This window comes from Chitinophaga sancti, from assembly GCF_034087045.1.
Classification (GTDB): domain Bacteria; phylum Bacteroidota; class Bacteroidia; order Chitinophagales; family Chitinophagaceae; genus Chitinophaga; species Chitinophaga sancti_B.
Genome location: NZ_CP139247.1, coordinates 1,302,236 through 1,327,580 on the forward strand (window position 1 = coordinate 1,302,236; position 25,345 = coordinate 1,327,580).

The window sequence follows — 25,345 nt, forward strand, 5'->3', positions numbered from 1 at the left end:
ATAAAATGCAAGTTGAACATGTTTGTACACGTTGTAAATTTTTATCTGAAAGCAGATCTTTCGGCAGCTGATATCAAAACATTTGAAGAAGGTGTAAAATCCCTCAGTGCTGTGGAAACCCTCGTGACGTACAATGTAGGAAAACCTGCAGATACTGACAGACCAGTGATCGTTAAGGATTACAGTTATTGTCTGCTCACCGTGTTCAATGACGAGGCAGGGCACGACACCTATCAGGTACATCCTGTACACCTGGCATTCGTAGAAAACTGCAAACACCTGTGGGAAAAGGTAGTGATCTTCGATTCAGTATCTTTCTAAAAACAGCGCCAGCTACATCATTTAAAAGGGTATTGATCTTTGTATCAGTACCCTTTTTCTTTGCTGATCACCGAACGGTGTGGCATAATAAAAGTTTCTTTCACCTGCTGTGATTGTAGCAGGTAAGGGGTGAACAATAAGCCTCTTACAAAAATGTATATAATGCCTCCCAGTTCCGCCGTTTCCCAGCTTGTTTTGTATAGATAATGTGATAACCCTGTATCTATCACATTGAAAAGGAGGGTACTCACCATAAAATACACCATTGCATTCGGAAATGTATCCCTTCGATTGAGGAATAATGCAATCAGCAGTACGCTATATACAAAGAAGAATAATGCTGCTACCATCCGGAGTATAAACCAAAACTCCAGGAAGGAGGTGTTGCTGATGATATTGGTAGCCTTGCTAAGCTGCACCCATGCTTTAAAACTAAAAAAGTCATTGTTGAAAATGGCCTGCAACATGGCCAGTGGTGTGAAGAATACAAAGAAGGCAATGATAAACAGGAACCCTCTTAGTTCAGCTGGTATCAGCACATCCTGCACCGGATAGATCGTATATTGGTTATACTTCCATGCCAGCCGTGCAAAGAAGGCGAGGAAGAAAATAGCGAGTGTCAGTGTCACCCAGTTCAGCGTATTATCAGTGGGTGTCGTTGTCGATATTGGATCATCCGGAGACCAGAAAAGACTGAAAGAAATAACATCATCCATTTTATTCCTGTCGCTTTCATACTGCGCTAAGTAATCGACTGGAATATTGTCCTGAAAAGTTTTGAATGTATAATGCAATGTCACATGCCTGCCTTCTACTGTAGGTGTAAATGAAAAGGCATAATAAGCATTACTGATCCTGACTTGTTCATTGCTTAAATACCATTCTATCGGCATATCCATATCAATAGTATAATCCAGTGAATAAGGATAACGCATAGACAATGGTGAATGCGATTTACTATTTTTCTTTTTGCTTAGCTTCGGTAATGCTTCCTGTAGAATACCCGCTGTCACAGGAATTTCGAGTTGTCCCGGTTCTTCTGTATCATTCTTCCAGGGTTCTTCCAGTTGATACTGTTCTATTACACTGAATTGATTCCTGATAGGGTTATCGATCGTTTTCAGTGCAGAATCAGTGTGTAATTCTCCATAAATATTCTTGTAGTAATCGAGATAGGATTTTTCCTGATCTTTCATACTGTTGTTGGCAAATACATCGCGTTGCTGATCGGCAAATCGCAGGGTGTATACACTGTGAACAGTGAGGGTTCCTTTTTTGCTTTTGGAATCAGGTAGTGTAAAGTGCTCTTTAATTGTCTGCGTGCCTATGTTATACTGTGGTATATTGGTGAGTTTATCACTGCCATCAGTTTTGATAATCAATGCCTGTTGATAATCAGGTATTGAATGCTCACTCAATGGTCCGCGCTGATAACTAATAGTAGGATCTATCCAGAAACTGCTGTCTTCCAATTGTGCATACACAATTACGTGATTGAACATAAAAGGAGAGGGCAGATAGTCTGATACATGGGCCTTCAGATAGGTATTGGTATAAGCCATGCTGGCGTTGATACCATTCGCCTGCAAAAGGGTGGTAAGTAGTAGGGATTTGTCTTTACAATCACCGAAGCGTTGGTCTAAAATCTTGTCGGGGCTGTTGGGTCGATGGGAATATTCACCCATTTCAATACCCATGTATCGAATGTCGTCCTGCACAAAGCGCATGGCGTTTTGGAGATACAATGTTTTGTCGTTGCCGGATTGCTTTTTCAGTTCAGCAATCCTTGCCTGCAGGCGTGCGCCGGGAGCGGGAGGTGTGTTGATCTTTGCACCCCAGTTGATGATTTCTGACCATGATTTGTACTCACTGGCTTGTACAAAAGGTATGGTGGTATACCATTCCGGTGCGTTGTCATCTTCATCAGCAGGCATCACATCTGCAATCTTCCATTCATACAATTGCATGTCGTTCCAGCTACTTTTTGCCGGCAGGCGTGCACCATTAAAAGCTTTGAAGTGGATGTCCCTTTTCGGTGCTGCGATGAGCGCTTTGTAATAGTTGACGATGGGATCGTAAGACGTGAAGTAAAATGTGTTGGCGTATTTGTGTTCGAAGATAGGATTCGCACCTTCGAGTGTGTAAGCGTATTCGATCTGATCGCCTTTGCGTACATCTTCGAGAATGTAGTAAGCTGTGAAGGTGCCGCTGTAAATAAACCTGGAGAGGTCCTCTTCCTTTTGGAGGAAGCGAAAGCGGGATGGATCCAGTTTGGTGATCACCTGACCATTGCGGTGGATGACCAGCTGGTGAAAGTGTAATTTTTCATAAGTAGGATCGTATTCCACAGAGATCTCTGCACCATTCTGAATACCTGCTTCCGATACAATCTGTCTGATAATATGCCTGTACACTGCGTTTTTCTCTGCCTGGTGTTGTTCTTCCAGCAGGAGTAGAAAGTAGCCGTTGCTCACTTCTCTTGCATCTGGTGCCTTGCCGAGGTCTGGCTTGTAAGGAGCCAGCCAGTCGGGCGTGGGTGATACAGCGAAGTTTTTTTGGGCCAGAAGGCCAGCTGGCACTGCGAACAGGGATATTATCAGCAGAATGAATCGCATATAGGAATTAGTTATTCTCGACAGTGAGGGCATACACCGCAAAGGATGCCAGCCAGTGTTCACCGGCGTAATCGCCGCTGGCTACATGTGGAATAGCAGCTTCCAGGTGCTGGTTGGCCAGTGCCTGAATGGCGGCACTATTCTTTCCTGCATGACGGGCAATACCGTAGAGGCACCATGCACGGCTCAGGTTCAGACCATCCAGGTGTACCAGTTTACCATCGGTACGGTCCTTTACCTGTGCTATAGGAAACAGCGTGATATTTTTAGCAAACAGTCCTGGCAGGAATTCCTGTATCCAGGCCTGGTATTGTGCAGCTGGCAGTATTCTCCACATCAGGTCTGCTTCTTCCAGGCATGGAGAGAGAAAGTCGTAGCCGCCTGGTTCATAACTGACAGGTCCGTTTTTGTCCGCCAGATAGAAACGGGTGGCAGCTGCTTTAATCGCATCCTGCAATGGCTGATCTTTCGCCGTTACTGCATAATCCCATGCCAGGCAAAGGCCGAAGGCCAGGTTAGTATGTTCACCTACGCGGATGGGATACATAAGTTTTCCGAGGAAGTCGATGTAGGCTTTGGAAAACTGGGTAGCCAGTGGTTGTACGTTGGCGGCCAGTTCCCTGCCTTCAGGGGAGTTCCAGGTAAGCAATTCTCTTTGCAGTTGTAGCAGCCAGCTCCAGCCATAGATGCGTTCAAAACCTTTGTTCTCTTTGTTGGTAAACAGTTTTTGTTCCTGCTGAATGTGTTCAGCAGTGAGGTTTTGTTGCAGTTTGGTCAGAATCAGTTCGTGCTGTGGCAGGGTAGGGAAGGATTTGAGTAATCTTACCAGCATCCAGTGGCCATGCACGCTGCTGTGCCAGTCGTAGCAACCATAAAAGGCAGGATGGTAATTCCGCGGGTTGGTCACCAGTGAGGTATCGGTAAATACCACACCAGTTTTGTACGGAAACTCCAGCTGCATACATTTCAATGGCAGTTTGGATAGATGGGCAGCACCATCGATGGTGAGTTCCAGGTGACCCGCGCTGTTGTGCGTATAGAGCGGCTGTTGTGCAAAGGCAGTAGACATAAAAGTACTGATTAAGAGTGCACCCAATATGATGGTCTTCTTCACGTGTTATCTGTTAAGCAGTAGTTTGAAATAAAAGGATGGTTTGGTGAGTCGCTTGCGCAGGTCTACCTCATAGAACATACAGGAGAGGAGTTCCTGCAGTTGTTTGTTGCGGCTGCTCACTTTCATGAGCGTGTTGAACAACCATGGGAAGCGGATCAGCTTTTGCAGGCGGTGACTCAGTTTCAGTTCAGGTCCCATCACACGGTATACTTCTGAATCATATTTGGCCAGTTGGGCAGCAGAGAAATTATTGGCTTGCAGGGCTTCGTTTGCCTGTATTGCAGCTAAGCGACCGGAGTAGAGGGCATTGCCGATACCTTCGCCGGTAAAGGGATCAATCAGGTAGGCAGCATCGCCAACCAGCATATAGCGTTCACCATGCAGTACACGCACTTTACTACCCAGCGGCAGACCATAACCTTCAATATTGCTGATCAGTTCTGCGTTTTTAAAGCGTTCTTTGAATACCGGATCATTTGCGATAATATCCAACATTTCCTTTTTCAGGTTGATCTTCTTTTTGCGTACTGCTTCGCTGAGAATACCAACGCCCACATTGGCTTCGCCATTTGGCAGCGGAAAGACCCAGAAGTAGCCTGGGAGCAGGCTTTTCAGGAAGTGCAGTTCTATGAAGTTGTCAGGATTATTGCCGCTTACGTTTTTGTAATAGGCACGGATCCCGGCTACGTAGTGATTCGGCTCCATGGTGATACCAGCTACTTCTTTAGTAAAAGAAGAGTGGGCGCCATTGGCAATGATAAGCAGTTTAGCTTTTACCTGGAACCCGCCTTTGTTGCCGCTTACGAGGTAGCCATCTTCCAGCAGTTCGTATTTATCAACGTTTACATTTTCGTATAAACTGATTTCTTTGCGACGTTTGATTTCGTCTACAAGGAAGTTGTCAAAGTCCATACGTTTGCACACATAGCCGATGGGCGTTTCCTTATGACCCTCATTCTGGCTGTTGTAGTCGGGGCGATAGCCCACATCCAGGCTATGACGGCCGGGCGATACGAAGGTAACACCCCAGCTGTTTACTTTGAATTCAGCCTCTTTGAGGCGGGTTGCAATGGCAGGGTCGATACGGTTAAGCGCCGTGATCACTTTTCCACTCAATCCATCTCCACAAACCTTATCACGGGGAAAAACAGCCTTATCTACTACTACACATTCAACGCCGAGTTGTGCAAGTTGCAGTGCTGCTGCGGCACCGCCAGGACCGGCACCGATAATACATACTTTGGTTTCCAACATGCTGTTGATTTAGGGTGTTAAGATAAAGAAAAGTGAAATATCTTCGCGGGCTAAAAATCATCCTACCATGTTTGATATGTTTGGTAAGCTGCAGGAAGCGCAGCAAAAAATGAAAGAAAGTAAAGAACGTCTGGCCCTGATCACTGTAGATGGGGAAGCTGGTGACGGTGCGGTAAAAGTAACTGTGACAGGCAATCGGGAGGTAAAAAGTCTGGAAATAGCTGAGAGATTGCTGGAAAAAGATCATAAAGAAGAACTGGAAGACCTGGTGATCACGGCGCTGAACCGTGCGCTGAAAGCAGCAGAGAATACCTGGGAGTCTGAGATGAAGAGTGTGGCAGGCGGTATGTTGGGCCCGCTCGGAGGGCTATTAGGGTAATAGTGAGGCTATAGTGCCAAAAGCTCACTAATAGATCACCAAAAGGGCACTTCAATATCCCTGGGATATTGAAGTGCCCTTTTGGTGATCTATTAGTACTATGTTGATACCGAAGACGTGATATGTTTTGATTGTGGTTTACCCCTATATTTACCCTCCTCGTATTATAAAAATCTTACATTATCTTTAGCTTATAAAGAATTCTCGTATGCGTCAATTGTTATTGTTTGTAACAACAGCCACTCTATTTGCCTGTAACGGGCCCTCGGAAAGCAAAAAGGGATTGTCATCTGATGTTACATTGACAGATCGTAACCTATATTCAGCCGATACGGTATTGATGGTGGCCAATGCCAATTCAGGTAAGAACAAGGAAGCAGACAAACTGTTCCTGCAAGCCATCGATGTTTATCGCAACAAAAAGAAGCCTGCTCAGGCGGTAGCTATCTTCAAAAAATCCATCCAGACACAGCCACAGGCCAAAGCTTACTATGAAATGGGTAATGCCCTGGGCGATATCGGTAAACTGGAGGAGGGATTACAGTCATATGATATTGCGGATATACTGGATTATAAACCGCTGAATAAACTGCTGTATAACAAAGCCTGTTATTATTCCAGACTGGGGGACCAGGAAAAGGCGAAAACCTATCTCATATCAGCCATCGAATTTGGTTATGGCAATATTAAAAACCTGCAGAAGGATACTGACCTGAACAATCTCAGAAAGGAAAATGGATATGCATTCAACGATATGATCCTGACGGCTATGTCCGGGGCGACTGATCCGGATAAACTGCAATGGGCGGTATTCAGCCATGAATTTACGCAGGTAAAATTCCCCTTGTTGCTGGATATGAAATATGCTTCCAACATGACGGAAGATAGAATCATTTCTTATGACAACGAACGTTATGTTCCAGAAATGCGTGACTATGCATTTTCAAGGGAAGTAGGTGCTGAATATTACAGGGTAGGGCTGGTCAAAGCCAATGATAGTAATCGCACGCTGATCTATGGCGTAGTTGATGAAATGGGAGGTAATACACTACCTGTGTACTACATTGCGAGCTTTAACAACAAAGGCGTATTGATCGATAAGTTACAGATCGGAGGTCAGAAGATCCTGAAAGATCCTTTCAAAGTAGCAACGATCAATGCAAACTATGATATAGAAGTTGCCAGCTTTCAGCTAACGTATGAAAAGGATCCGGATAAAGAAGGTTACGACGATAATAAGATCAAGGAACAAAAGCCATTGGGAAAAGATACTTATGCCATCAAAGAAGACGGTCATTTTGTGAGGAAGGATATGGTGTTAGGCATGCGTTAATTCCTTTTTGATCGGGTAGATTTTAGCCAGCATTCTGATAATTATTTCTGCAATGAGCAGGTTCAGTGTCCAGCTTAACCAGGCAATGAGAATATAGGAATCGCGTGGGTGGATGTGAATATTGAATACATCTATCAGGTAAGCATACAGGCGTAAGCTGACTGCCGAAAGTGTGAGGGCGTAACTCCGGAGCATCATGGCGCCATGATGCATCCATTTATGCTGGCGGGCATAATACCAGCCCATTGCTGTGGTATACATCCATAGGACCGCGAGGATGACGAAACTGATACGTGCCGGCATGCCGCCATTCGCATAAAACGCCATGACTAAACCACTGGGGCCACTTAAAAATAGTATCACCCCTGCATATATTGTCCCGGACCTGCGGTGCAGGCCGGGATATTTTTTTATCATATACCAGCTGAATTGCAGCAGCCCGGTGAGCATAACTATAAAGCTGATGAATACATGTACATAGAAGCTGATCCGCCATGGACGGATATGATATACCCGTTGCTTGGTCATCAGGAAATCGGTGTACCTGTTCATAGCAAGATAGGGGATACTCAACCTGATGAGCAGCCAGGTCGCAAACAGGACGCCGGCGGCTAATAAGGTGATACCCCCTTTCTTCAATATGTGTCGTGCGTTTATCAAGGTCCGGTCCAATAGCGAATGCTGTCAGTACTTTCTACTCCGGTTAAGAAGCGCTCGTCGCCTTCCCCTTCGAATTGAATAGAATAAATAGTGGCTGGCAGCGTGATGTCATTTCTCTTTTCCCATGTAACGAGTACAGAATCGCCCTTTTGTTCCCAGCTACCTCTTACAGTGATCATTTGCTGGGCAAAAGTTGAGTCACTATGCATTTCATAGTAGTTCAGCGTACAGCTACCATCTTTTGCAAAGAGAATATCCCGGTGATCTCCGGCTAATGGATAATCATATTCTAAACTAGTGCCATTACCACCTGTCAATGAAACTTTTGCCAGGTCAAATGTTTTAGGTGTCAGGCTGGAATTATTCAGCGGCGTCCATTTACCATTTCCTTTGCGATCATTGACAGAGAAGTGGATCGTAAACTTACCATCGTATGGATGATCGCCTGGTTCACTAAGGGTTACATCGAAACCGTTATCTACAATTTTATAACTGCCGCTTACATTACGACGGAGGCCATTGAGCACATTATAACCGGCGAGGTGGTTATTTTTTGCATAGTTGATAGTGATATAAATCTTTTTACCGTCGAAATCACCTTTATATAGTCCGATTAAACTGTCAGCCTGGTTTGAAACGGCTACAGCAGTGCTATCCGAGACGGGGGGCGAGGAAGTCGACGACTTACAGGCGCAGAATAATGCGGCGATAAGACAAACTTGGATTAAGTACTTCACAGGGCAATTTTTTGTAAAGTAAGGCAAAAAAAATTAGTGATGAAAGAAGAGGCAATTCGTATATTTAGTTGACGTGATAATCCAAACCCCTACATCCCCATTTTTAATTTATAACAACCAAAATTTCTGTACATGAAACGAATCTTCTGTTCTGTTAATGCAATCCCTTTTTTAATGGCTATCGCCTTAATCGTATCCAGTTGTAGTAAAGAAGGAAAGACTGGTCCACAGGGAGAAACAGGTGCTACCGGCGCTACAGGTGCCACAGGTCCAAAGGGTGATGCCGGTACTGCAAATGTTATTTATTCTGACTGGCTCACAGTTGCTTTTTTACCAGATACCATTCATAATTCCGATGGTACGATTGATACCCTGGGTTTTTATGTTGACCTGGATGTACCTAAGCTGGACGATGCACTGATCAGTACCGGCGAAATGAAAGTGTACCTGAATTTTGGGTCAGCGGCTACCCCTATCGTGACACCATTGCCCTATCTGGACATCTATTCCAGTTGGAATATTACGGCTACTTTCTTTAAGGGAGGCATTGAATTGTATTCGAATGGTGATGCGGGCACCTGGACAGATGCAAGCGGAAATGTCAGGTGGCAATACAGATATGTGCTGATCCCTGGTGGTACGGAAGCGAGGAAGGCAAAGACTGTGGATATGAGTGACTATAAGGCTGTAAAAGCCTGGCTGGGGTTAAAAGATTAAAAGGAAAAAGCGCTTCTGCCAGTGACAGAAGCGCTTTTTGTTATTCTACAGTTTTTGTATTTAATGCATTCCACAACATATCTTTCAGCTGTGGCAATCCCTGCTGTGTAACCGACGAAATGAACACATGCGGTACTTCTTTGGGCAGTTCTGCTGCAATAGCCTCTTTCAGCTCATCGTCCAGCATATCGCTCTTACTGATAGCCAGCAGGAACTGTTTATCCAGCAATTCAGGATTGTACATCTCCAGCTCATTCATCAGGATATCAAAATCCTTTCTGTGATCGGAGCTATCTGCCGGAATGAGGAACAACAACACGGGGTTTCTTTCGATATGTCTTAAGAAGCGGTGTCCTAATCCCTTCCCTTCGTGTGCGCCTTCAATGATCCCTGGTAAATCTGCAATACAGAATGAACGATCATTTCTATATGCTACCATACCCAGTTGTGGTGTCAGGGTTGTAAATGCATAATCTGCGATCTTAGGTGTAGCTGCTGTGATAGTAGAGAGCAAGGTAGACTTTCCGGCATTCGGAAACCCTACCAGACCTACATCTGCCAGCATTTTCAATTCCAGCGCTTTCCAGCCTTCTATGCCTGGCATACCGGGCTGTGAGTAATCTGGTGCCTGGTTAGTAGCTGATTTAAAGTAGGCGTTACCACGACCACCCTGACCACCTGGTATCCAGATCACTTCTTCCCCGTCGTGGAGTATTTCTACTTCCAGTGCCCCGGTTTCCTCATCAAAGGCCTGGGTACCTAATGGGACTTCGATGATCACATCTTCGCCATTACGGCCGGTGCTGTTATTGTCCCGCCCGTTACCTCCATCTTCTGCGACCACGTTCTTGTACCAGCGCAGGTGTAGCAAGGTCCAAAGCTGGGAATTGCCTCTGAGTATGATATGGCCGCCACGACCACCGTCACCGCCATCAGGGCCGGCTTCAGGGTTGTATTTGGTACGCATAAAGTGGGCGCTACCGGCGCCGCCTTTACCCGATTTGACGGATATCCTGATATAGTCAACGAAATTGCCTCTTTCCAATGTGGAGCGATTTATTTATAAATTTAAAAACGCAAAGATCGTGAAGTTCATCCACTTTACATGGATGGTTACTTACGATCTTTGCGTCTAATATGATAAGATCAGCCTGCTGATTAAACTTTTTCTTCTACCAGCGGGTCGATTTCTTTGCTTAAGCGGGCGAAAATTTCATCAACAGTACCTTCACCATTCACTTTCTTAAACTTGCCGAAACGGGCATAGTGGTCAGCTACAGGGGCGGTCTTGTTGTGATATTCTACGAAACGCTCACGGATGGTTTTTTCATTATCATCCGGACGCTTTCTGGCCAGCAGACGCTGTACCAGGTTATCTTCATGTACTTCCAGAGAGAGTACGTTGGAGATAGCGGTCTTTTTCAGGTCCAGCAGTTTATCCAGTGCTTCTGCCTGGGCAGTAGTACGTGGAAAGCCGTCAAAAATAAAACCTCTTGCTTCCGGATTGGCTTCGAGTTTCGAACTGATCATACCAATCACAACAGCATCCGGAACCAGTAGTCCCTGGTCCATCAGGCGCTTTGCTTCCATGCCCAGGGGAGTCTGAGCGGCAATCTCTCCACGCAGCAGATCACCAGTAGACAGGTGAATCAGCCCGTATTTTTCAATCAGGTTCGCACTTTGTGTACCCTTACCGCTACCGGGAGGGCCAAATAGAATAATATTGACCATGTGTTTAAAAAAACTTTAGCAAGATTGCAAATATAGCAAACAATTGAATGTATAGGTAACAAAAATTACCCTTGCTTGAATAACATGAAATATTTAAGAAAATCTGTAGATATGTTTTAATGATTTGCTGGAAATAATGGATTATTTTTAAGCAGATTGTTCCATAACGAAGAAAAAAATGGTTGTTCGAGGGTCATAGTCGAAAGATATTTTATTATGTTTAAGGATTACAGGTCATTTGTTCCTACCTCTTCATGTAAATATAAGTATTTATACTGCCGCTTTACAGCCGTGAATCTGTAGGGTAGCATAATAATTGGGACTCGGAATTTAATTAGGGTGCACCTCCCTGGGAGGGGAGAGAATTTCCCGTATGATAACTTTTTTATTGACAAGCAGAAAGACTATGAAGCAGTTACTGATCTTAGGACTCTCCGGATTATTATTAGCAGGTTCGGCTCATAAACCAGCCCTGGCACAAAGTGGTCCGGTACCGAAACTATTACAGGCAGACGCTGCCGCTACGCATTGGGTGGACAGTGTATTCAAATCGCTCAACAACGATGAGCGTATTGCTCAGCTTATCATGATAAGGGCACATTCTAACCTTGGTGCTGATCATGTCAGGAAAATCGCCAAAGACATCAAAGACAACAAAGTTGGTGGTCTGATTTTCTTTCAGGGAGGCCCGGTACGACAGGCCCTCCTCACCAATTACTACCAATCTATTTCCCAAACTCCGCTCATGATCGCCATTGATGGCGAATGGGGCCTTGGTATGCGGCTCGACAGCGTGATCAGCCTGCCCCGCAACCTCATGATCGGTGCGGCACAAGACAGTACCCTCGCTTACAGGGCAGGTAAAGTACTTGGTCAGCAATGCCGCAGACTGGGCATACATGTAGATTATGCCCCGGATATGGATATCAATAATAATCCTAACAATCCTGTTATCAACGACCGTTCTTTCGGGCAAGATAAATACCAGGTAGCCCGCATGGGTGTGCAGATGATCAAAGGCATCCAGGATCAGGGTGTAATGGCGGTGGCCAAACACTTTCCCGGTCATGGTGATACTGATACAGACTCTCACCTGGATATGCCGGTGATCCGAAAATCCAGGGCAGAACTTGATTCACTGGAATTATATCCATTCAGACAAGCTATAGACGCGGGTGTAGCCAGCATCATGATGGCGCACCTGTACATTCCTGCCATTGACAGTACTCCTAATACGCCGACCTCCATTTCGCACAAAGCGGTAACTGACCTGCTCAAAGGCGAATATGGATATAAGGGCATCGTCATTACCGATGCGTTGGAAATGAAAGGTATTGCCAAGTTTTACTCCGGTGGGGAAGAAGCTGCGAGGTCGTTAGTAGCTGGCAACGATATGCTCATGTTGCCTTCTACAGCGGAAGGAAGTGTAAATGCAATAAAACGAGCGATTCGTCGTGGTGAAGTTACCTGGGATGATGTAAATGAAAGAGTGAAAAAAGTGCTGCTGGCCAAATACAACCTGGGTCTGAATAAGCCACAGGTGGTAGAAACGGCCAACATTGCAGCAGACCTGAATGCAGTAACCGATACCCTGATCAGGGATATTGGCCGCCAGTCGCTGACGTTGCTGAAAAATGATAATCAGTTGATCCCCTTCAAATCACATACACCTGGCAAAGTTGCCGTGATAGCAGTAGGCGCAGATGTGAACAACACCTTCCTGCAAACTATCAAGGCCACCCGTCCGGATGTAAATTCATTCATCTTCACCTCCCGTCAGTCAGAAGCACAGGTTGCAACGATCGTAGAAAGGTTGAAAAAAGAATTCCAGGCTGTGATCATTGGTGTACACAACTACAGCCGCAGGCCTGCTTACAATTTCGGCATCAGTTCAGCAGAGCGCTTGCTGGTACAACGTCTGCAACAGGAAATGCCTTCTGCTACCGTTGTATTTGGTAATCCCTATGCAATCCAGTATTTCTGCGATGCGCCTACGATCGTAGCCGCTTACGAAGATGATGATTCTACACAGAAAGCTGCAGCACAACTGCTGTTTGGACAACTGGTTCCAACAGGTCGTCTGCCAGTGACGGTATGTCCGAACTTTACGTATGGTACAGGTATCGTACCGGCTACCACGCCACCGGCCATTGCGCTGGAACCACTGGAAGAAGTGGCGCCGGGCAAAGTAGGTATGAATGCCGCAACATTGTCAAAGATTGATAAACTGATTGCAGATATGATCTCCAAAGGTGCTGCACCGGGTTGTGAAGTACTGGCGATGAAAGATGGCAAAATTGTATATAACAAAGCATTTGGTAACTACGACTATAGCAGCAATGAACCAGTTACACATTCCAGCATCTATGATCTGGCATCTGTAACCAAGGTATGTGCAACTACTGTCTCTGTTATGAAATTGTATGATGAGGGAAAACTGAGTCTGGATGCAACATTGGGTGATTATTTGCCAATGGTGAAAGGTAGTAATAAAGCGGGTTTGAAAATCAGGGATGTGTTGTTGCACCAGGCAGGTTTAGTATCATTCATACCATTCTACCAGAGTGTGCTCATGAAGAGTGGGGCACCTGATACTGCATTGTTCCATAGCTATGCAGATTCAGTGTATTCAAAGCGGGTGGCGGAACACCTGTACATGAAAGAAACTTATATAGATTCCATGTTCCGGAAAATTCTGGATAGCCCGCTGAAACCTCAGCAGGGATATGTATATAGTGACAATGATTTTATCTTCCTGGGCAAGGTAGTAGAAGCCATTACTGGTCAGAAACTGAACCATTATGTGAGAGAAACTTTCTACGAACCACTGGGTATGACAACAACAGGATTTAAGCCGAGAGAGCGTTTCCTGCTTTCACAAATAGCCCCTACAGAGAATGAGCGTACGTTCCGAATGCAATGGATCAGGGGAGATGTACATGATCCTGGTGCAGCAATGTTTGGTGGTGTAGCAGGCCATGCCGGTTTATTTTCCAATGCGGAAGATCTGGCAGTACTGATGCAGATGTTACTGAATGGCGGAAGCTATGGTGGCAAGCGTTTCATCAAAGAAGAAACAATCAAATTATTTACTGCTTACAACAGCAATATCAGCCGTCGTGGTTTAGGCTTTGATAAGCCTGAGAAAAACAACGGCAAACATGGGGAAGCATATCCTGCCAAAAGTGCTTCTGGACTTACCTTTGGACACACCGGTTTTACAGGTACCTGTATATGGGTAGATCCGGAATCTAAGCTGGTATTTATCTTCCTGAGCAACAGGGTGTGTCCTGCTGGTGGTGACAACAAAAAGCTGATCACCATGCATGTAAGGGAAAATATAATGGAAGTGCTGTACGAAGCAATGAATGAGAAGTAGTGCCTGGCGTAGAGCTCTCTGAATAGGAGAGCTCTACGTGCACACATATATACATAAGATAGGGATCTATCATAGGTTAGGCAATAGAGACAACAGAGGTATGCACAAATGCGCCACTCGGTTGTCTCTATTTTTTTATTGGACAGAAACAGTTCTGTTGATGCTGGTTTCGGTTCTGATACCGATTACTTTTTCTGCCAGGCGGGTTTTACCTCTTCTGATTTCGAAGGTATAAGAACCATCCTGCAGGTCTGCCAGGTTAAAACGGGCTTTGTAAACCAGCGTTACCGGCAGAGATTCCTGATGCAAAGTAGTGTTGTTGGCATCCTTGATGCTCAGGATTATTTTGTCGCTGCCTGGATTTTCTACTGTTACGCGAAATACCAGTTCACTTCCTGTTACCTGTGCTACATCCAGTTTGAAATCACTGGGAGCGGTCGGCTGTTCGGTGTTGGCAGCATTTGTTTTTACTTTGTTTAACGCAAAGTCCTGGGCTGCAGCAATGGATTGGCTTAAAAGGATAGTAGCAATAACTGCTAAAAATTGTATGTGTTTCATACAAAAGTTTTTTTTGTGTTTTGATGTTTTTCAGGGTCCCTTTTGTCGCCGCAAAGATCAGGAGGTTCTGTTAAGAGAATATTATGGAGATGTTAAGAAAGCATTACTAATGTCAAATCTCAAAGTACTAACTTTGCCTTCGATTTTTGATTTATGGAAAGACTGACAACACAACAGCAAAGGCCGGTAGCGATCTGGTTATATATAGGGGTGGGGATGCTTATTATTCAGGTATTACTGGGCGGCTTGACCCGTCTCACAGGTTCCGGCCTGTCTATTACCGAATGGCAACCCATATTGGGCGCGTTTCCTCCTATGAATGAAGCGGCCTGGCAAAAAGCCTTTGATCATTATAAAGAAATCGGGCAGGCGAAGTATGTCAATAATCATTTTACATTATCAGATTTTAAAGGAATTTATTTCTGGGAGTGGTTGCATCGTGACTGGGCCCGCCTGATGGGATTAGTGTTCGCAGTAGGGTTTGTCTACTTTTTAATAAAGAAAAAGATAGATCGTTCTATGATACGCCCTATGGTGATCCTGTTTTTATTAGGAGGATTGCAGGGGGCTATTGGCTGGATCATGGTGAAGAGTGGACTGAACGAAGAGAACCTGTATGTAAACCATATACGATTGGCCATTCACTTTCTGGCAGCGTTGTCTTTACTGGTATATGTGTTGTGGTTTGCACTCAGGTTGAGTACGCCGGTGAAGGAAATACTGGTAGCACCCGGATTGAAAAAACTGAATGCATGGTTGCTGGGTTTATTGACTGTACAGCTGTTCTTTGGTGCATTGATGGCGGGATTGCATGCGGCCCTGGCAGCGAGCACCTGGCCGGATATCAATGGGGGGTGGGTACCGGGCACTATGTTTACACAGGGGAATTTTTTAGAAGATCTGACGCATAATACACAGACTATTCATTTTGTACATAGAAACCTGGCTTACCTGATTACGATCCTGGTAGTGATCTGGTGGTGGAAGGCTGCATCTGAAACACCAGAGCATAGTCTGCTGCACAGAGTACGTTATCTGCCACTGCTGCTTGTATTGGTACAGGTTTTACTGGGAGTGCTCACATTGCTGGGTAGCCAGATCCACATTCCTATTTTGCAGGCTATATTACATCAGTGTGTAGGTATGTTGTTGCTATTGGTATTGGTGTGGACGTATTTTCTGAGCTACGGAAAAAAATAATTTTTAAGATTAGCCGGCCACAGGCCTGTTTCCCACATGACGCTCGTTTTTGCAGAAGGCAAAAGCAAGTGTTTTATATTCTATCGGCACCTAATTTGTAAGCATATTACAATTTTTCGTAAGTTTAGTTGTAATTGCGTTAGGATGAAAGTGAAATATCTGCCGGTCAAATTTTTCTATTCTTTCCCGATCCAACTATTATTGCTCCACTTCCGGAAGTACCAGGTACTGCTCATATTCTGGGCAATCTTGTTCAGTACCATCAATGGTGGCTTCGCAAAGGTTTTTGGCGGTGATGCACTTTATCTCGCACCTGAATATATGGGACAGGTGAACTTCTATAGCACCACGATACTGGGGCTGGCCACCGGCTTGTTTACAATGAGCTGGAACATCACTACTTTCATTCTGCACACCGGCCGTTTTAAATTTCTGGCTACTACTGCTCAGCCATTCTTTAAATATTGTCTCAACAACTTCATCGTTCCTGTTGCATTTATCATCAATCTGCTGATACGCTCGTGGGAGTACCAGCGTTATCAACAACTCAGCAGCGTAGCGGATATCATGCTGTTGACAGAAGGCTTCATCTGTGGATATCTCTTCGTTATCTTTTTCTCTTTCTTCTACTTTTTCAACGCTGACAAAAACATTGGCCGCAGGCTGGAAAAGAAATTCGGAACACCCCGCAACTTCCTTAAACTGGTACTGAAACCTACCCAGGAAAAAGACGAAAACGCGCTCCCCGTTACCAACTACTTTAATTCCCCCTGGCGAATTCGTCGTGCCAGGAATGTAGATCACTATAACAAGCATTACCTTGACAGCATTCTCAAACAGCATCACTATGCCGCGATGATCACTGTGGTCTGCGCCCTCTTCTTTCTGGTAATGCTGGCTTACATGATGGAATATCCATTCTTCCGGATACCCGCTGGTGCGAGTGTAATGATCTTCTTTGCTTTCCTCATCGGCATCGCAGGGGCATATGCGTACCTGTTACAGAGTTGGGCAATTCCATTGGCACTGGTACTGATGGTTGGCATGAACTGGATGGTAGAACATGACCTGCTGGATAACCGTAATAAAGCATACGGATTGAACTACAAGCAGCATGATCAGCGACCTGAATATAGTACCGTTGCGTTGCAGAAATTCTTTTCTGATCAGCGCATGGCAGATGACAAAAAACAAACCTTACAAATACTAAAAGCGTGGCGAGCACAGTTCCCCGCGAACCAGCGCCCCAAGCTGATCGTACTAAACTTCAGCGGAGGTGGATTGCGTGCTGCTACCTGGAGTATGAATGTATTGCAACGACTGGATTCCATCATGGGTGGGCAGCTCATGAACCAGACGGTATTGATGACAGGCGCTTCGGGCGGTATGATCGGTGCGACTTACTTCAGGGAATTGTACCTGGAAAGAGAGAATGGCAGAAGTCTGAATCTATACGACAGTAGCTTTACAGAACGCACCAGCCGCGATCTGCTCAACTCTATATTCACGGCCATGTCTGTGAATGATTTTATTACTCCGTGGCGCAGTTTTAAGATTGGCGATAACCGCTATGCAAAGGATAGGGGATATGCATTTGAAATGCAGCTGAATGTGAATACTGATTATGTGCTTTCCAAAACAATCGGGGAATATAAACAGCCGGAACTGGAAGGGAAAATTCCCATGCTGATCTGGAACTCTACCATCAATGCAGACGGCAGAAGATTGATCATCTCTCCACAGCCGGTGAGTTACCTCTGTGCACCCGCATATCCAAAAGGGAAACAAGCCTGGCAGGATGTGGATGGAGTAGACTTTGCACAGTATTTTGTAAAGCAGAATCCCATGCAGTTAAGAGTGACGAGCGCTATCAGGATGTGTGCTACATTCCCTTATGTATTACCCAATGTATTTCTACCCAGCGACCCAATTGTAGATGTGATGGATGCAGGTATCAGGGATAATTTCGGGCAGGATGTATCGATGCGTTACCTGTATACATTCAGGGAATGGATCAATGAGAATACCAGTGGGGTTATATTTGTACAGATCAGAGATACGCGTAAGAACGATATTCGTCCGATCCGGAAAACGAAGGTATTGACAGACCTGATGTTTGATCCATTATTCACCATGCAGCAGCATTGGAGCTCGATGCAGGACTTTGGGCAGGATGATAAACTGAGTTACCTGGAAGGTTATTTCCCTGTAGGATTTCACAGGATTATCCTGCAATATGTACCCCAAAAAGAAGATAAGGCGGCAGCCCTGAGCTTCCACCTTACCTCCCGTGAAAAAATTGATATTGCCGGGGCATTGGATAATCCTACCAATCAGGCTTCATTTGATAGTATCATGAACCTGATAAAAAAGCCAGCACCGGTTGAATAAACTGCGGGAAAGCCTGGATGTGAGGCAGGTGGCCTACATCAGGGATCGTGACCATTTTACAGTTCGGAATTCTTTTACTGATCTGGGGACCTAATACCGGGTAGTTGCCCAATGTCTTTCTCACTTCTTCAGATGCGTTGGCTTTACCAAGCGCCGTACGATCTTTCAGTCCAATGATGAGCAGGGTAGGGGGCTTGATATTTTCAAATTCATAATATACCGGTTGGGTAAATATCATGTCGTAGGTGAGGGCATTGTTCCACGCTACTAGTTTAGCATCGGGACCTTTGGCCCAGCCAGCCAGTACAATCGCCCATTTATCATAGGCAGGTTTCCATTGACCGCCGTAGTAGCCATCCAGCTGATATTTTTTTATTTTCCCATAGTCCTGGGCCAGTTCTCCCTGATACCATTTATCTATGGACTGGTAGGGCACCTTTATTTTCCAGTCTTCCAGCCCGATGGGGTCTTCCAGGATCAGTCTTTCCACCACATCCGGGTACATTAAAGTAAAGCGGGTCGCCAGCATACCCCCCATAGAGTGGCCAAGTACGGCAACATTGGAGATGTGCAGGCTATCCAGCAGGGCTTTGGTGTTCTGTGCCAGCAGCTGGAAGCTGTATTGCAGATGTTCTGGTTTTGACGATTTACCAAACCCAACCTGGTCAGGCATAATGACTCTATAGCCATTTTCGCCCAGTTTGGCAGCAGTACTGTCCCAGTATGCTGCCGGGAAGTTTTTGCCGTGCAGGAGTATTATAGTTTTGCCATTGGGTTTGGCGGGTTGTAGATCCATATAGGCCATGTGTAACCGCTGGCCCTGAATTTGTAGTTGAATAGTATGTACCGGATAGGGGTACTGAAAAGTGGTGAGTTCCGCGTCCATGGCGGGTATGTCCTGTGCCTGGGCGAGCGCTGGCAAGGCGTTTAATAAAAAAGCCGTTAAAATTGATCTGATGAGCATGGTTTCGTCTATTAATATGAATAATAATAATAGGTTCGGCGCAAAAGTAATGCCGGTGCGGTTGCCGTTAAAGATCACAATTATTTAAAAGGATTTCCCCACATTTTCCACAATTTGTTATAACTTTGCGCCTTCTTTTGGCTGGAAACCAGCTAGCCGAAGTCAACTAATTTGATTTATGAATATCCGTAACATAGCAATTATTGCGCACGTAGACCACGGTAAAACGACCCTGGTTGATAAGATCCTCCATTCAACCAACGTTTTCAGGGCTAACCAGGAAACAGGTGAATTGATCATGGATAACAACGACCTGGAAAGGGAGCGTGGTATCACCATCTTAAGTAAAAACGTTTCCGTTGAGTACAAAGGGGTGAAGATCAACGTGATCGATACTCCAGGCCACGCCGACTTTGGTGGTGAGGTTGAGAGAGTATTGAGAATGGCTGATGGTGTGATCCTGCTGGTGGATGCCTTTGAAGGCCCAATGCCACAGACACGCTTCGTGCTGCAAAAAGCGCTGCAGCTTAACCTGAAACCTATCGTTGTTATTAACAAGGTAGACAAGGCAAACTGCCGTCCTGATGAAGTACATGACTCTGTATTTGAGTTGTTCTTCAACCTGGATGCAACGGAAGAGCAGCTGAACTTCCCAACCTATTATGGTTCAGGTAAGAATGGCTGGTTCAACGATTCAATCACTCCTAGCGAAGATATCACGCCACTGATGGATGGTATCCTGACACATGTGCCAGAACCTAACATCGCTGAGGGAACTTTGCAGCTGCAGATCACCTCTCTGGATTACTCTACATTCCTGGGCCGTATCGCTGTAGGAAGGGTAGCGCGTGGTTCCATCAAAGAAAACCAGCCAATTTCCCTGGTTCAGACTGATGGTACTATCAAGAAGTCCCGTGTTCGCGAACTGTATATCTTCGAAGCGCTGGGTAAAAAGAAAGTAACCGAAGTAGCGGCAGGTGATATCTGTGCGGTAGTAGGTCTGGAAGAATTCGGTATTGGTGATACTATCGCTGATTTCGAAAATCCGGAAGCATTGCCGGTTATCAGCGTGGATGAGCCGACTATGAACATGTTGTTCAGCATCAACAACTCTCCATTCTTCGGTAAAGATGGTAAGTTCGTAACTTCCCGTCACCTCCGTGACCGTCTGGTGAAAGAAACTGAAAAGAACCTCGCATTACGCGTAGTAGATACTGACAGTGCTGATAGCTTCCTGGTTTATGGCCGTGGTATCCTGCACTTAGGCGTACTGATCGAAACCATGCGTCGTGAAGGATTTGAGTTGACTGTAGGTCAGCCTCAGGTAATCCTGAAGCAAGTGGATGGTAAGAAATGTGAGCCATATGAAAACCTGGTTGTAGACGTACCTCAGGACTTCGCCAGTAAGGTGATTGACCTGGTTACCCGTCGTAAGGGTGAAATGCTGATCATGGAAACTAAAGGTGACATGCAGCACCTGGAATTCGAAATTCCTTCCCGTGGTCTGATCGGTCTGCGTACGCAGATGCTGACTGCTACTGCTGGTGAAGCTGTAATGGCACACCGTTTCATTGATTATAAACCATGGAAAGGTCCAATCCCTGGACGTAGCAACGGTGTTCTGATTGCTAAAGAAGCGGGTTCTACCACTGGGTATTCTCTTGATAAACTGCAGGACAGAGGTTTCTTCTTCGTAGATCCAGGAGAAGATGTGTACAGAGGTATGATCATCGGTGAAAACAACAAGCCTGGTGACCTGGTTGTGAATCCTAATGAAGGAAAGAAACTGACCAACATGCGTGCAAGTGGTACTGATGGTGCAACCAACATTGCTCCTAAGACGCTGATGACTCTGGAAGAATGTATGGAATACATTCAGCAGGATGAGTGTATCGAGGTAACTCCTAACCACATCCGTATGCGTAAAACCATCCTGGATGAGGAAGAAAGAAAGCGTTTCCAGAAGACCATGAAAGCTGATGGTGTAGCTTAATTTTAATATTAGTTCCAAGTATATAAGTGCCGTCCCGCCATTAGGTGGGACGGCTTTTTTTATGCAGTTAAAAACAGGAGGGAATTTTACATTCAGGGTGAAAAAGCCGATGGTTTGATTTTTGATTTTCTATTAGAAAAATCAAAGTTATGATAAGCAAAATAACCCTGGGGCTGGTCGTTCTCATGGCTTGTACCTCACTCAAAAAGATACCGGATCTGGGAGGCCACCGTTGGGGCCTTGTACAAATGCAAAATGAAAAACCGGATTCATCGCCGGTCTATATACAGTTTGATACCTTTACACACCGTTTTAGTGGTAATGCAGGTTGTAATAAGATGTCGGGTAATTATTCTGTTACGGGCAAGGCATTGACATTTGAGGAAGTCATCAGTACCCGTATGGCTTGTGTGGATACCAAAGCGAACGAAAGGGAAAGTCAGTTGCTTCGATTACTGAACAACCACACATATGCATATGATATAAACGGAGCGACCCTGCAACTGAAAGACAGTGGCAAGGTCATTCTGACGTTTAGAGGCTTTTAGGGCAGGATGATATTGTCTTTTTCATCCAGCTCCCAGAAAGGATTATGTGCTACTTCAAAAAGGAACCCGTCCTGGTCTCTGAAATAGCCGCTATATCCACCCCAGAATACTTCTTCAGCAGGCTTTACGATCTCTGCTCCGGCTTTGGCTGCCTGTTCCAGTACGCTATCAACCTCTGCCCTGTCTTTTGCATTGAGTGCCAGTGAAAATGCAGGAAATCCATTGCCTTCTTCGGGTACATTGGCATCTGCAGCCAGTTCTTTTCGGCCAAAGAGTGATAAGACCATTCCATTTAACTGGAAAAAGGCAACACCATCCTGGCTGGCGGAGGATCGCTTCCAGCCAAGTCCGTCTTCAAAAAAGGAAATAGATTTTTGCAGGTCTCTTACACCCAGGGTTACCAGTGTTAGTTTTTGACGCATGTATGTGAATATTAGAATACAAAGGTAATAGCTGAAGGCCTCCCGCTATTTGTATAAAAACGACAAATATTCGCTGGGAGCTTCACCGGTAATATGCCTGAATTCCCTTGTTAAGTGGGCGTGATCATGATACCCGTAATTGAGTGCAAGTGACAGTAAATTAGATGCAGGTTGTTTTTTCAACGCATCTTTTGCACTTAAACAACGCACGATGCGTGAAAAGGTTTTGGCGGATGTACCAACCTGTTGCAGGAAAGTACGTTCAAAATTGCGGGGGCTCATATTGATCTGCGCTGCTAGTGTAACAGGAGAGATATTGCCATGACTGGATTGTATAGCACTGATGGCTGCCTGCATACGTGTGGGTTGATCAGGCAATGCTTTTAACAGACAATGGGAAATAGCCTGTAACCGATTGTGGTCCTGCATTACAGCTTCCTGCAATTGACGGACTAAAGGAAGCGAGAGGTTATCGCCCTGAATATGCTGATCCGTTAGTAACTGCATGGGGAGGCCTGCAAAAGCAGCCATGCCGGCTGGTTTGAAGCGAATACCTAACAGTCGCGCCGCTGATAATATATGGGTATCGTGATAAGTGGTCATGGTCCCGACGGCCTTGACACTACCATCATCCAGGTTAAAAATGAAATCAGCACAGAGATCGGGGAGTATGCGGGATACGGCCGGACCGTAAGTAGTGACGATCCAGTATGCGTCTACATAAGGCGCTAAAAGAGCGGGAGGAGAATATTGTGCATACACAGGGCTAATTTATTGAATTCATGCCTGCCGCAGGCAATTGAATCAACAAAAAAGCATCTGCCTGGTCTGACAGATGCTTTTTTATATCGTAAGATATTTTATTGTTTCACGAGCTTCAGCTCACTTACTATATTCGGTGCGCCGCCCAGTTTGTCTATACACCAGAGCACGTAGCGTATATCTACACAGATCGTACGGTTATACACAGGATCAAACTGAATCTTGTGGCTCAGTGCTTCATAGTTACCATCAAATGCTAACCCGATCAGTTCACCATTGCCATTCAGCACAGGAGAACCGGAGTTACCGCCGGTGATGTCATTGGTGGTAATGAAACAGGTCACGATATCATTTTTGCGTGCATCTTTATATTGACCAAAATCTTTCTTGTTATACAGGTCTACATAATTAGCCGGCAGGTCAAACTCATAATCTCCTGGTTTGTATTTTTCCAGCACCCCCTTCATGGTACATACATAATCGTAAGATACAGCATCGCGTGGTGTATATGGTTTTACCTGTCCGTAAGTAAGACGCATAGAGAAGTTTGCATCAGGATACCATTTCTTGTTTGGTTCCATCTGCATCAGGCCTTTCAGGTAAGCTCTGCCCAGGTCATTAATCTTGGTAACGAACTGGTTGTATAGAGGCAGGTACTTGCTGCTCCAATTCTTAATGAACGCGCTGGAATATGCAAATGCCGGATCCTGTTGGAGGGTCACTGCATCAGGGTGCTCGATGAAAGCTTTCCAGCGGGTGTCGTTCATGATCATGCTGCTAGACATCAATGCTGCCGCCCAGAGACGGTAGGTATTGTCTTCGTCGAGGCTACCAAATTTCGCTTTTATAGCATCGAAGAACCCGATAGGATGCTGCGCAGCAGGAATGTCGGTATAGAACATGCGGCAGGTGGCTGCCAGTATTTTCTGATCGCTGGTTTTATCTTCTTCTTCCAGGAAAGCAGTGTGTGCTTTGTCAGCAGCCTGAATACTTTTGGCAAGTATATCGGCGCTGGTGCCTGACTGTACCATTGCTTTTTCCAGGGCCTGGAGGCTGGCGGCAAAACCTGCCAAAGGAGAACCCATGATACCTTCATTGATGTAAATGCGGTGTTTTGCATATGGAGTCCATTCTTTGTAAGTCTGGGCATAACCGGCAAAGATCTGCTCAAACTCAGGTTTGCCCTGTGCCCATTTTACAAAAGCGCTTTCCTGTTTTTGTTTTTGTTCCTCTACTTTGTATTTGAGGAGTTGTTTGGTTTCACCGTCGTAAAACTTCCAGTAGTTAGCCACGCCGGCATAATAAGATGCCAGTTTCAGTTTGATAGCCGGATCTTTTTTCATCTGGTCAAACATGTATTTCAGGCGTACTGCGCGAAGGTTTACGATTGAAGGATTTTCTACGTCGATTTTCAGTTTCACGCCTTCGGAGCTTTCATACCTATTGGTACCACCAGGGTAGCCAAAGATCATGGCATAATCGTTTTCCTTGATACCCTTGATGGATACAGGGAGGAAGTATTTTGGTTTCAATGGTACGTTGTCAGCAGCGTAATCGGCTGGTTTACCATCTTTGTTGGCATATACACGGAATACGGAGAAGTCGCCGGTGTGGCGTGGCCATTCCCAGTTGTCAGTGTCGCCACCAAATTTCCCGATGCTTTCAGGAGGAGCGCCTACGAGGCGGATATCTTTATAGCGTTCGTATACGAAGAGGAGGAATTGATTGCCTTTGAATAGGGGGAGTACTTTAGCTTCGTAGCCGGTACCATTGGTAGCTTCGGTCACGATTTCGCCGATGGCGGTTTGCTGTTTCTTCATTCTGTCCTGGCCAGTGAGTCCCTGGAGAGCGTCTTCCATTTTCTTAGTCACATCATCAACACGTACCAGGAATTGTACGGTCAGGCCATTAGCAGGGATTTCCTGTATTTTGGTCTGGGCGTAGAATCCGTTTTTCAGGTAGTTGTGTTCCACGGTGCTGGCGGTAGCAATTGCATCGTATCCGCAGTGGTGGTTGGTGAAAATGAGGCCCTGATTGCTCACGATTTCGCCGGTACAGCCGCCGCCGAAGATGATAATTGCATCTTTTACAGATGCCTTATTGATGCTGTATAACTGTTCTTTGGTAAGTTTCAGTCCTTTCTGGACCATATCATTGTACACTTGCTGTCCTAATAAGTAAGGAAGCCACATACCTTCGTCTGCTTTGGCAAATTTAACTGCCAATAACAGCAAAAGCAGCAGAACTTTTTTCTTCATTGATATCGT

The 25,345-nt window shown here is 45.3% G+C and carries 21 protein-coding genes; 9 read left to right on the forward strand and 12 right to left on the reverse strand.

Features of this window, described 5'->3' with window-relative positions:
• Positions 1–18 precede the first annotated feature (18 nt).
• Complete coding sequence (locus tag SIO70_RS05420) at positions 19–321, forward strand: Dabb family protein (protein ID WP_320579946.1); 303 nt, start codon at positions 19–21, stop codon at positions 319–321.
• Positions 322–365: 44 nt separating this feature from the next.
• Here SIO70_RS05420 and SIO70_RS05425 read toward each other — a convergent pair whose 3' ends face one another.
• From SIO70_RS05425 to SIO70_RS05435, 3 genes are read right to left on the reverse strand one after another with little or no spacing between them, the layout of a single operon-like run.
• The gene (locus tag SIO70_RS05425) at positions 366–2,936 is read right to left on the reverse strand and encodes a DUF3857 domain-containing protein (protein WP_320579947.1); all 2,571 of its coding nucleotides are present in this window, start codon (positions 2,934–2,936) and stop codon (positions 366–368) included.
• Positions 2,937–2,943: 7 nt separating this feature from the next.
• Entirely contained in the window at positions 2,944–4,050 is a 1,107-nt protein-coding gene (locus SIO70_RS05430) for a DUF2891 domain-containing protein (protein ID WP_320579948.1), read from the reverse strand.
• Positions 4,051–4,053: 3 nt separating this feature from the next.
• Positions 4,054–5,304, reverse strand: a complete 1,251-nt coding sequence (locus tag SIO70_RS05435; protein WP_320579949.1) for a geranylgeranyl reductase family protein — start codon at positions 5,302–5,304, stop codon at positions 4,054–4,056.
• A 67-nt stretch (positions 5,305–5,371) separates the two neighbouring features.
• On the opposite strand from SIO70_RS05435, the gene SIO70_RS05440 reads away from it, so the two are divergent.
• A complete protein-coding gene (locus SIO70_RS05440) occupies positions 5,372–5,683 on the forward strand; it encodes a YbaB/EbfC family nucleoid-associated protein (protein WP_083725128.1) in 312 nt (103 codons plus the stop codon).
• Positions 5,684–5,891: 208 nt separating this feature from the next.
• Positions 5,892–7,016 (forward strand): tetratricopeptide repeat protein, encoded by a 1,125-nt coding sequence (locus SIO70_RS05445; RefSeq protein ID WP_320579950.1) that lies wholly within the window; start codon positions 5,892–5,894, stop codon positions 7,014–7,016.
• Here the strand turns inward: SIO70_RS05445 and SIO70_RS05450 are convergent.
• Together SIO70_RS05450 and SIO70_RS05455 are read right to left on the reverse strand one after the other, a co-directional pair.
• Positions 7,002–7,655: a DUF2306 domain-containing protein gene (locus tag SIO70_RS05450; RefSeq protein ID WP_320579951.1), complete on the reverse strand. Its 654-nt coding sequence runs from the start codon at positions 7,653–7,655 to the stop codon at positions 7,002–7,004. The genes SIO70_RS05445 and SIO70_RS05450 overlap by 15 nt on opposite strands.
• Before the next feature lie 17 nt (positions 7,656–7,672).
• The gene (locus tag SIO70_RS05455) at positions 7,673–8,413 is read right to left on the reverse strand and encodes a hypothetical protein (RefSeq protein WP_320579952.1); all 741 of its coding nucleotides are present in this window, start codon (positions 8,411–8,413) and stop codon (positions 7,673–7,675) included.
• Positions 8,414–8,545: 132 nt separating this feature from the next.
• Here SIO70_RS05455 and SIO70_RS05460 point away from each other — a divergent pair, with 132 nt between their 5' ends.
• Positions 8,546–9,130 (forward strand): hypothetical protein, encoded by a 585-nt coding sequence (locus SIO70_RS05460; protein WP_320579953.1) that lies wholly within the window; start codon positions 8,546–8,548, stop codon positions 9,128–9,130.
• 40 nt (positions 9,131–9,170) lie between these two features.
• Here SIO70_RS05460 and obgE read toward each other — a convergent pair whose 3' ends face one another.
• Positions 9,171–10,175 carry a GTPase ObgE gene (obgE, locus tag SIO70_RS05465; RefSeq protein ID WP_320579954.1) on the reverse strand — a complete coding sequence of 335 codons (1,005 nt, stop codon included), beginning with the start codon at positions 10,173–10,175 and terminating at the stop codon, positions 9,171–9,173.
• Between the two features lie 113 nt (positions 10,176–10,288).
• Entirely contained in the window at positions 10,289–10,861 is a 573-nt protein-coding gene (locus SIO70_RS05470; RefSeq protein WP_072365842.1) for an adenylate kinase, read from the reverse strand.
• 406 nt (positions 10,862–11,267) lie between these two features.
• Here SIO70_RS05470 and SIO70_RS05475 point away from each other — a divergent pair, with 406 nt between their 5' ends.
• On the forward strand, positions 11,268–14,240 hold the full coding sequence (locus SIO70_RS05475) for a glycoside hydrolase family 3 N-terminal domain-containing protein (protein WP_320579955.1): 2,973 nt from the start codon (positions 11,268–11,270) through the stop codon (positions 14,238–14,240).
• 135 nt (positions 14,241–14,375) lie between these two features.
• Here SIO70_RS05475 and SIO70_RS05480 read toward each other — a convergent pair whose 3' ends face one another.
• Complete coding sequence (locus tag SIO70_RS05480; protein ID WP_320579956.1) at positions 14,376–14,798, reverse strand: hypothetical protein; 423 nt, start codon at positions 14,796–14,798, stop codon at positions 14,376–14,378.
• Between the two features lie 153 nt (positions 14,799–14,951).
• Between SIO70_RS05480 and SIO70_RS05485 the strand changes: the two genes are divergently transcribed.
• Together SIO70_RS05485 and SIO70_RS05490 are read left to right on the forward strand one after the other, a co-directional pair.
• Positions 14,952–15,998, forward strand: coding sequence for a COX15/CtaA family protein (locus SIO70_RS05485; RefSeq protein ID WP_320579957.1), 1,047 nt, complete (start codon positions 14,952–14,954; stop codon positions 15,996–15,998).
• Positions 15,999–16,142: 144 nt separating this feature from the next.
• Positions 16,143–18,389 (forward strand): patatin-like phospholipase family protein, encoded by a 2,247-nt coding sequence (locus SIO70_RS05490; protein WP_320579958.1) that lies wholly within the window; start codon positions 16,143–16,145, stop codon positions 18,387–18,389.
• Here the strand turns inward: SIO70_RS05490 and SIO70_RS05495 are convergent.
• Entirely contained in the window at positions 18,352–19,353 is a 1,002-nt protein-coding gene (locus SIO70_RS05495; protein ID WP_320579959.1) for an alpha/beta hydrolase, read from the reverse strand. The two genes, SIO70_RS05490 and SIO70_RS05495, sit on opposite strands and share 38 nt — an antisense overlap.
• Before the next feature lie 178 nt (positions 19,354–19,531).
• Between SIO70_RS05495 and typA the strand changes: the two genes are divergently transcribed.
• The gene (typA, locus tag SIO70_RS05500; RefSeq protein WP_320579960.1) at positions 19,532–21,346 is read left to right on the forward strand and encodes a translational GTPase TypA; all 1,815 of its coding nucleotides are present in this window, start codon (positions 19,532–19,534) and stop codon (positions 21,344–21,346) included.
• Positions 21,347–21,495: 149 nt separating this feature from the next.
• Entirely contained in the window at positions 21,496–21,894 is a 399-nt protein-coding gene (locus SIO70_RS05505; protein WP_320579961.1) for an META domain-containing protein, read from the forward strand.
• Here SIO70_RS05505 and SIO70_RS05510 read toward each other — a convergent pair.
• The 3 genes from SIO70_RS05510 to SIO70_RS05520 all read right to left on the reverse strand — a co-directional run bounded on the left by SIO70_RS05510 (position 21,891) and on the right by SIO70_RS05520 (position 25,336).
• Entirely contained in the window at positions 21,891–22,316 is a 426-nt protein-coding gene (locus tag SIO70_RS05510; RefSeq protein ID WP_320579962.1) for a VOC family protein, read from the reverse strand. The genes SIO70_RS05505 and SIO70_RS05510 overlap by 4 nt on opposite strands.
• Positions 22,317–22,361: 45 nt before the next feature.
• A complete protein-coding gene (locus tag SIO70_RS05515; RefSeq protein ID WP_320579963.1) occupies positions 22,362–23,078 on the reverse strand; it encodes a helix-turn-helix domain-containing protein in 717 nt (238 codons plus the stop codon).
• A gap of 98 nt (positions 23,079–23,176) precedes the next feature.
• Positions 23,177–25,336, reverse strand: coding sequence for a S46 family peptidase (locus SIO70_RS05520; protein ID WP_320579964.1), 2,160 nt, complete (start codon positions 25,334–25,336; stop codon positions 23,177–23,179).
• Between the last annotated feature and the right edge of the window lie 9 nt (positions 25,337–25,345).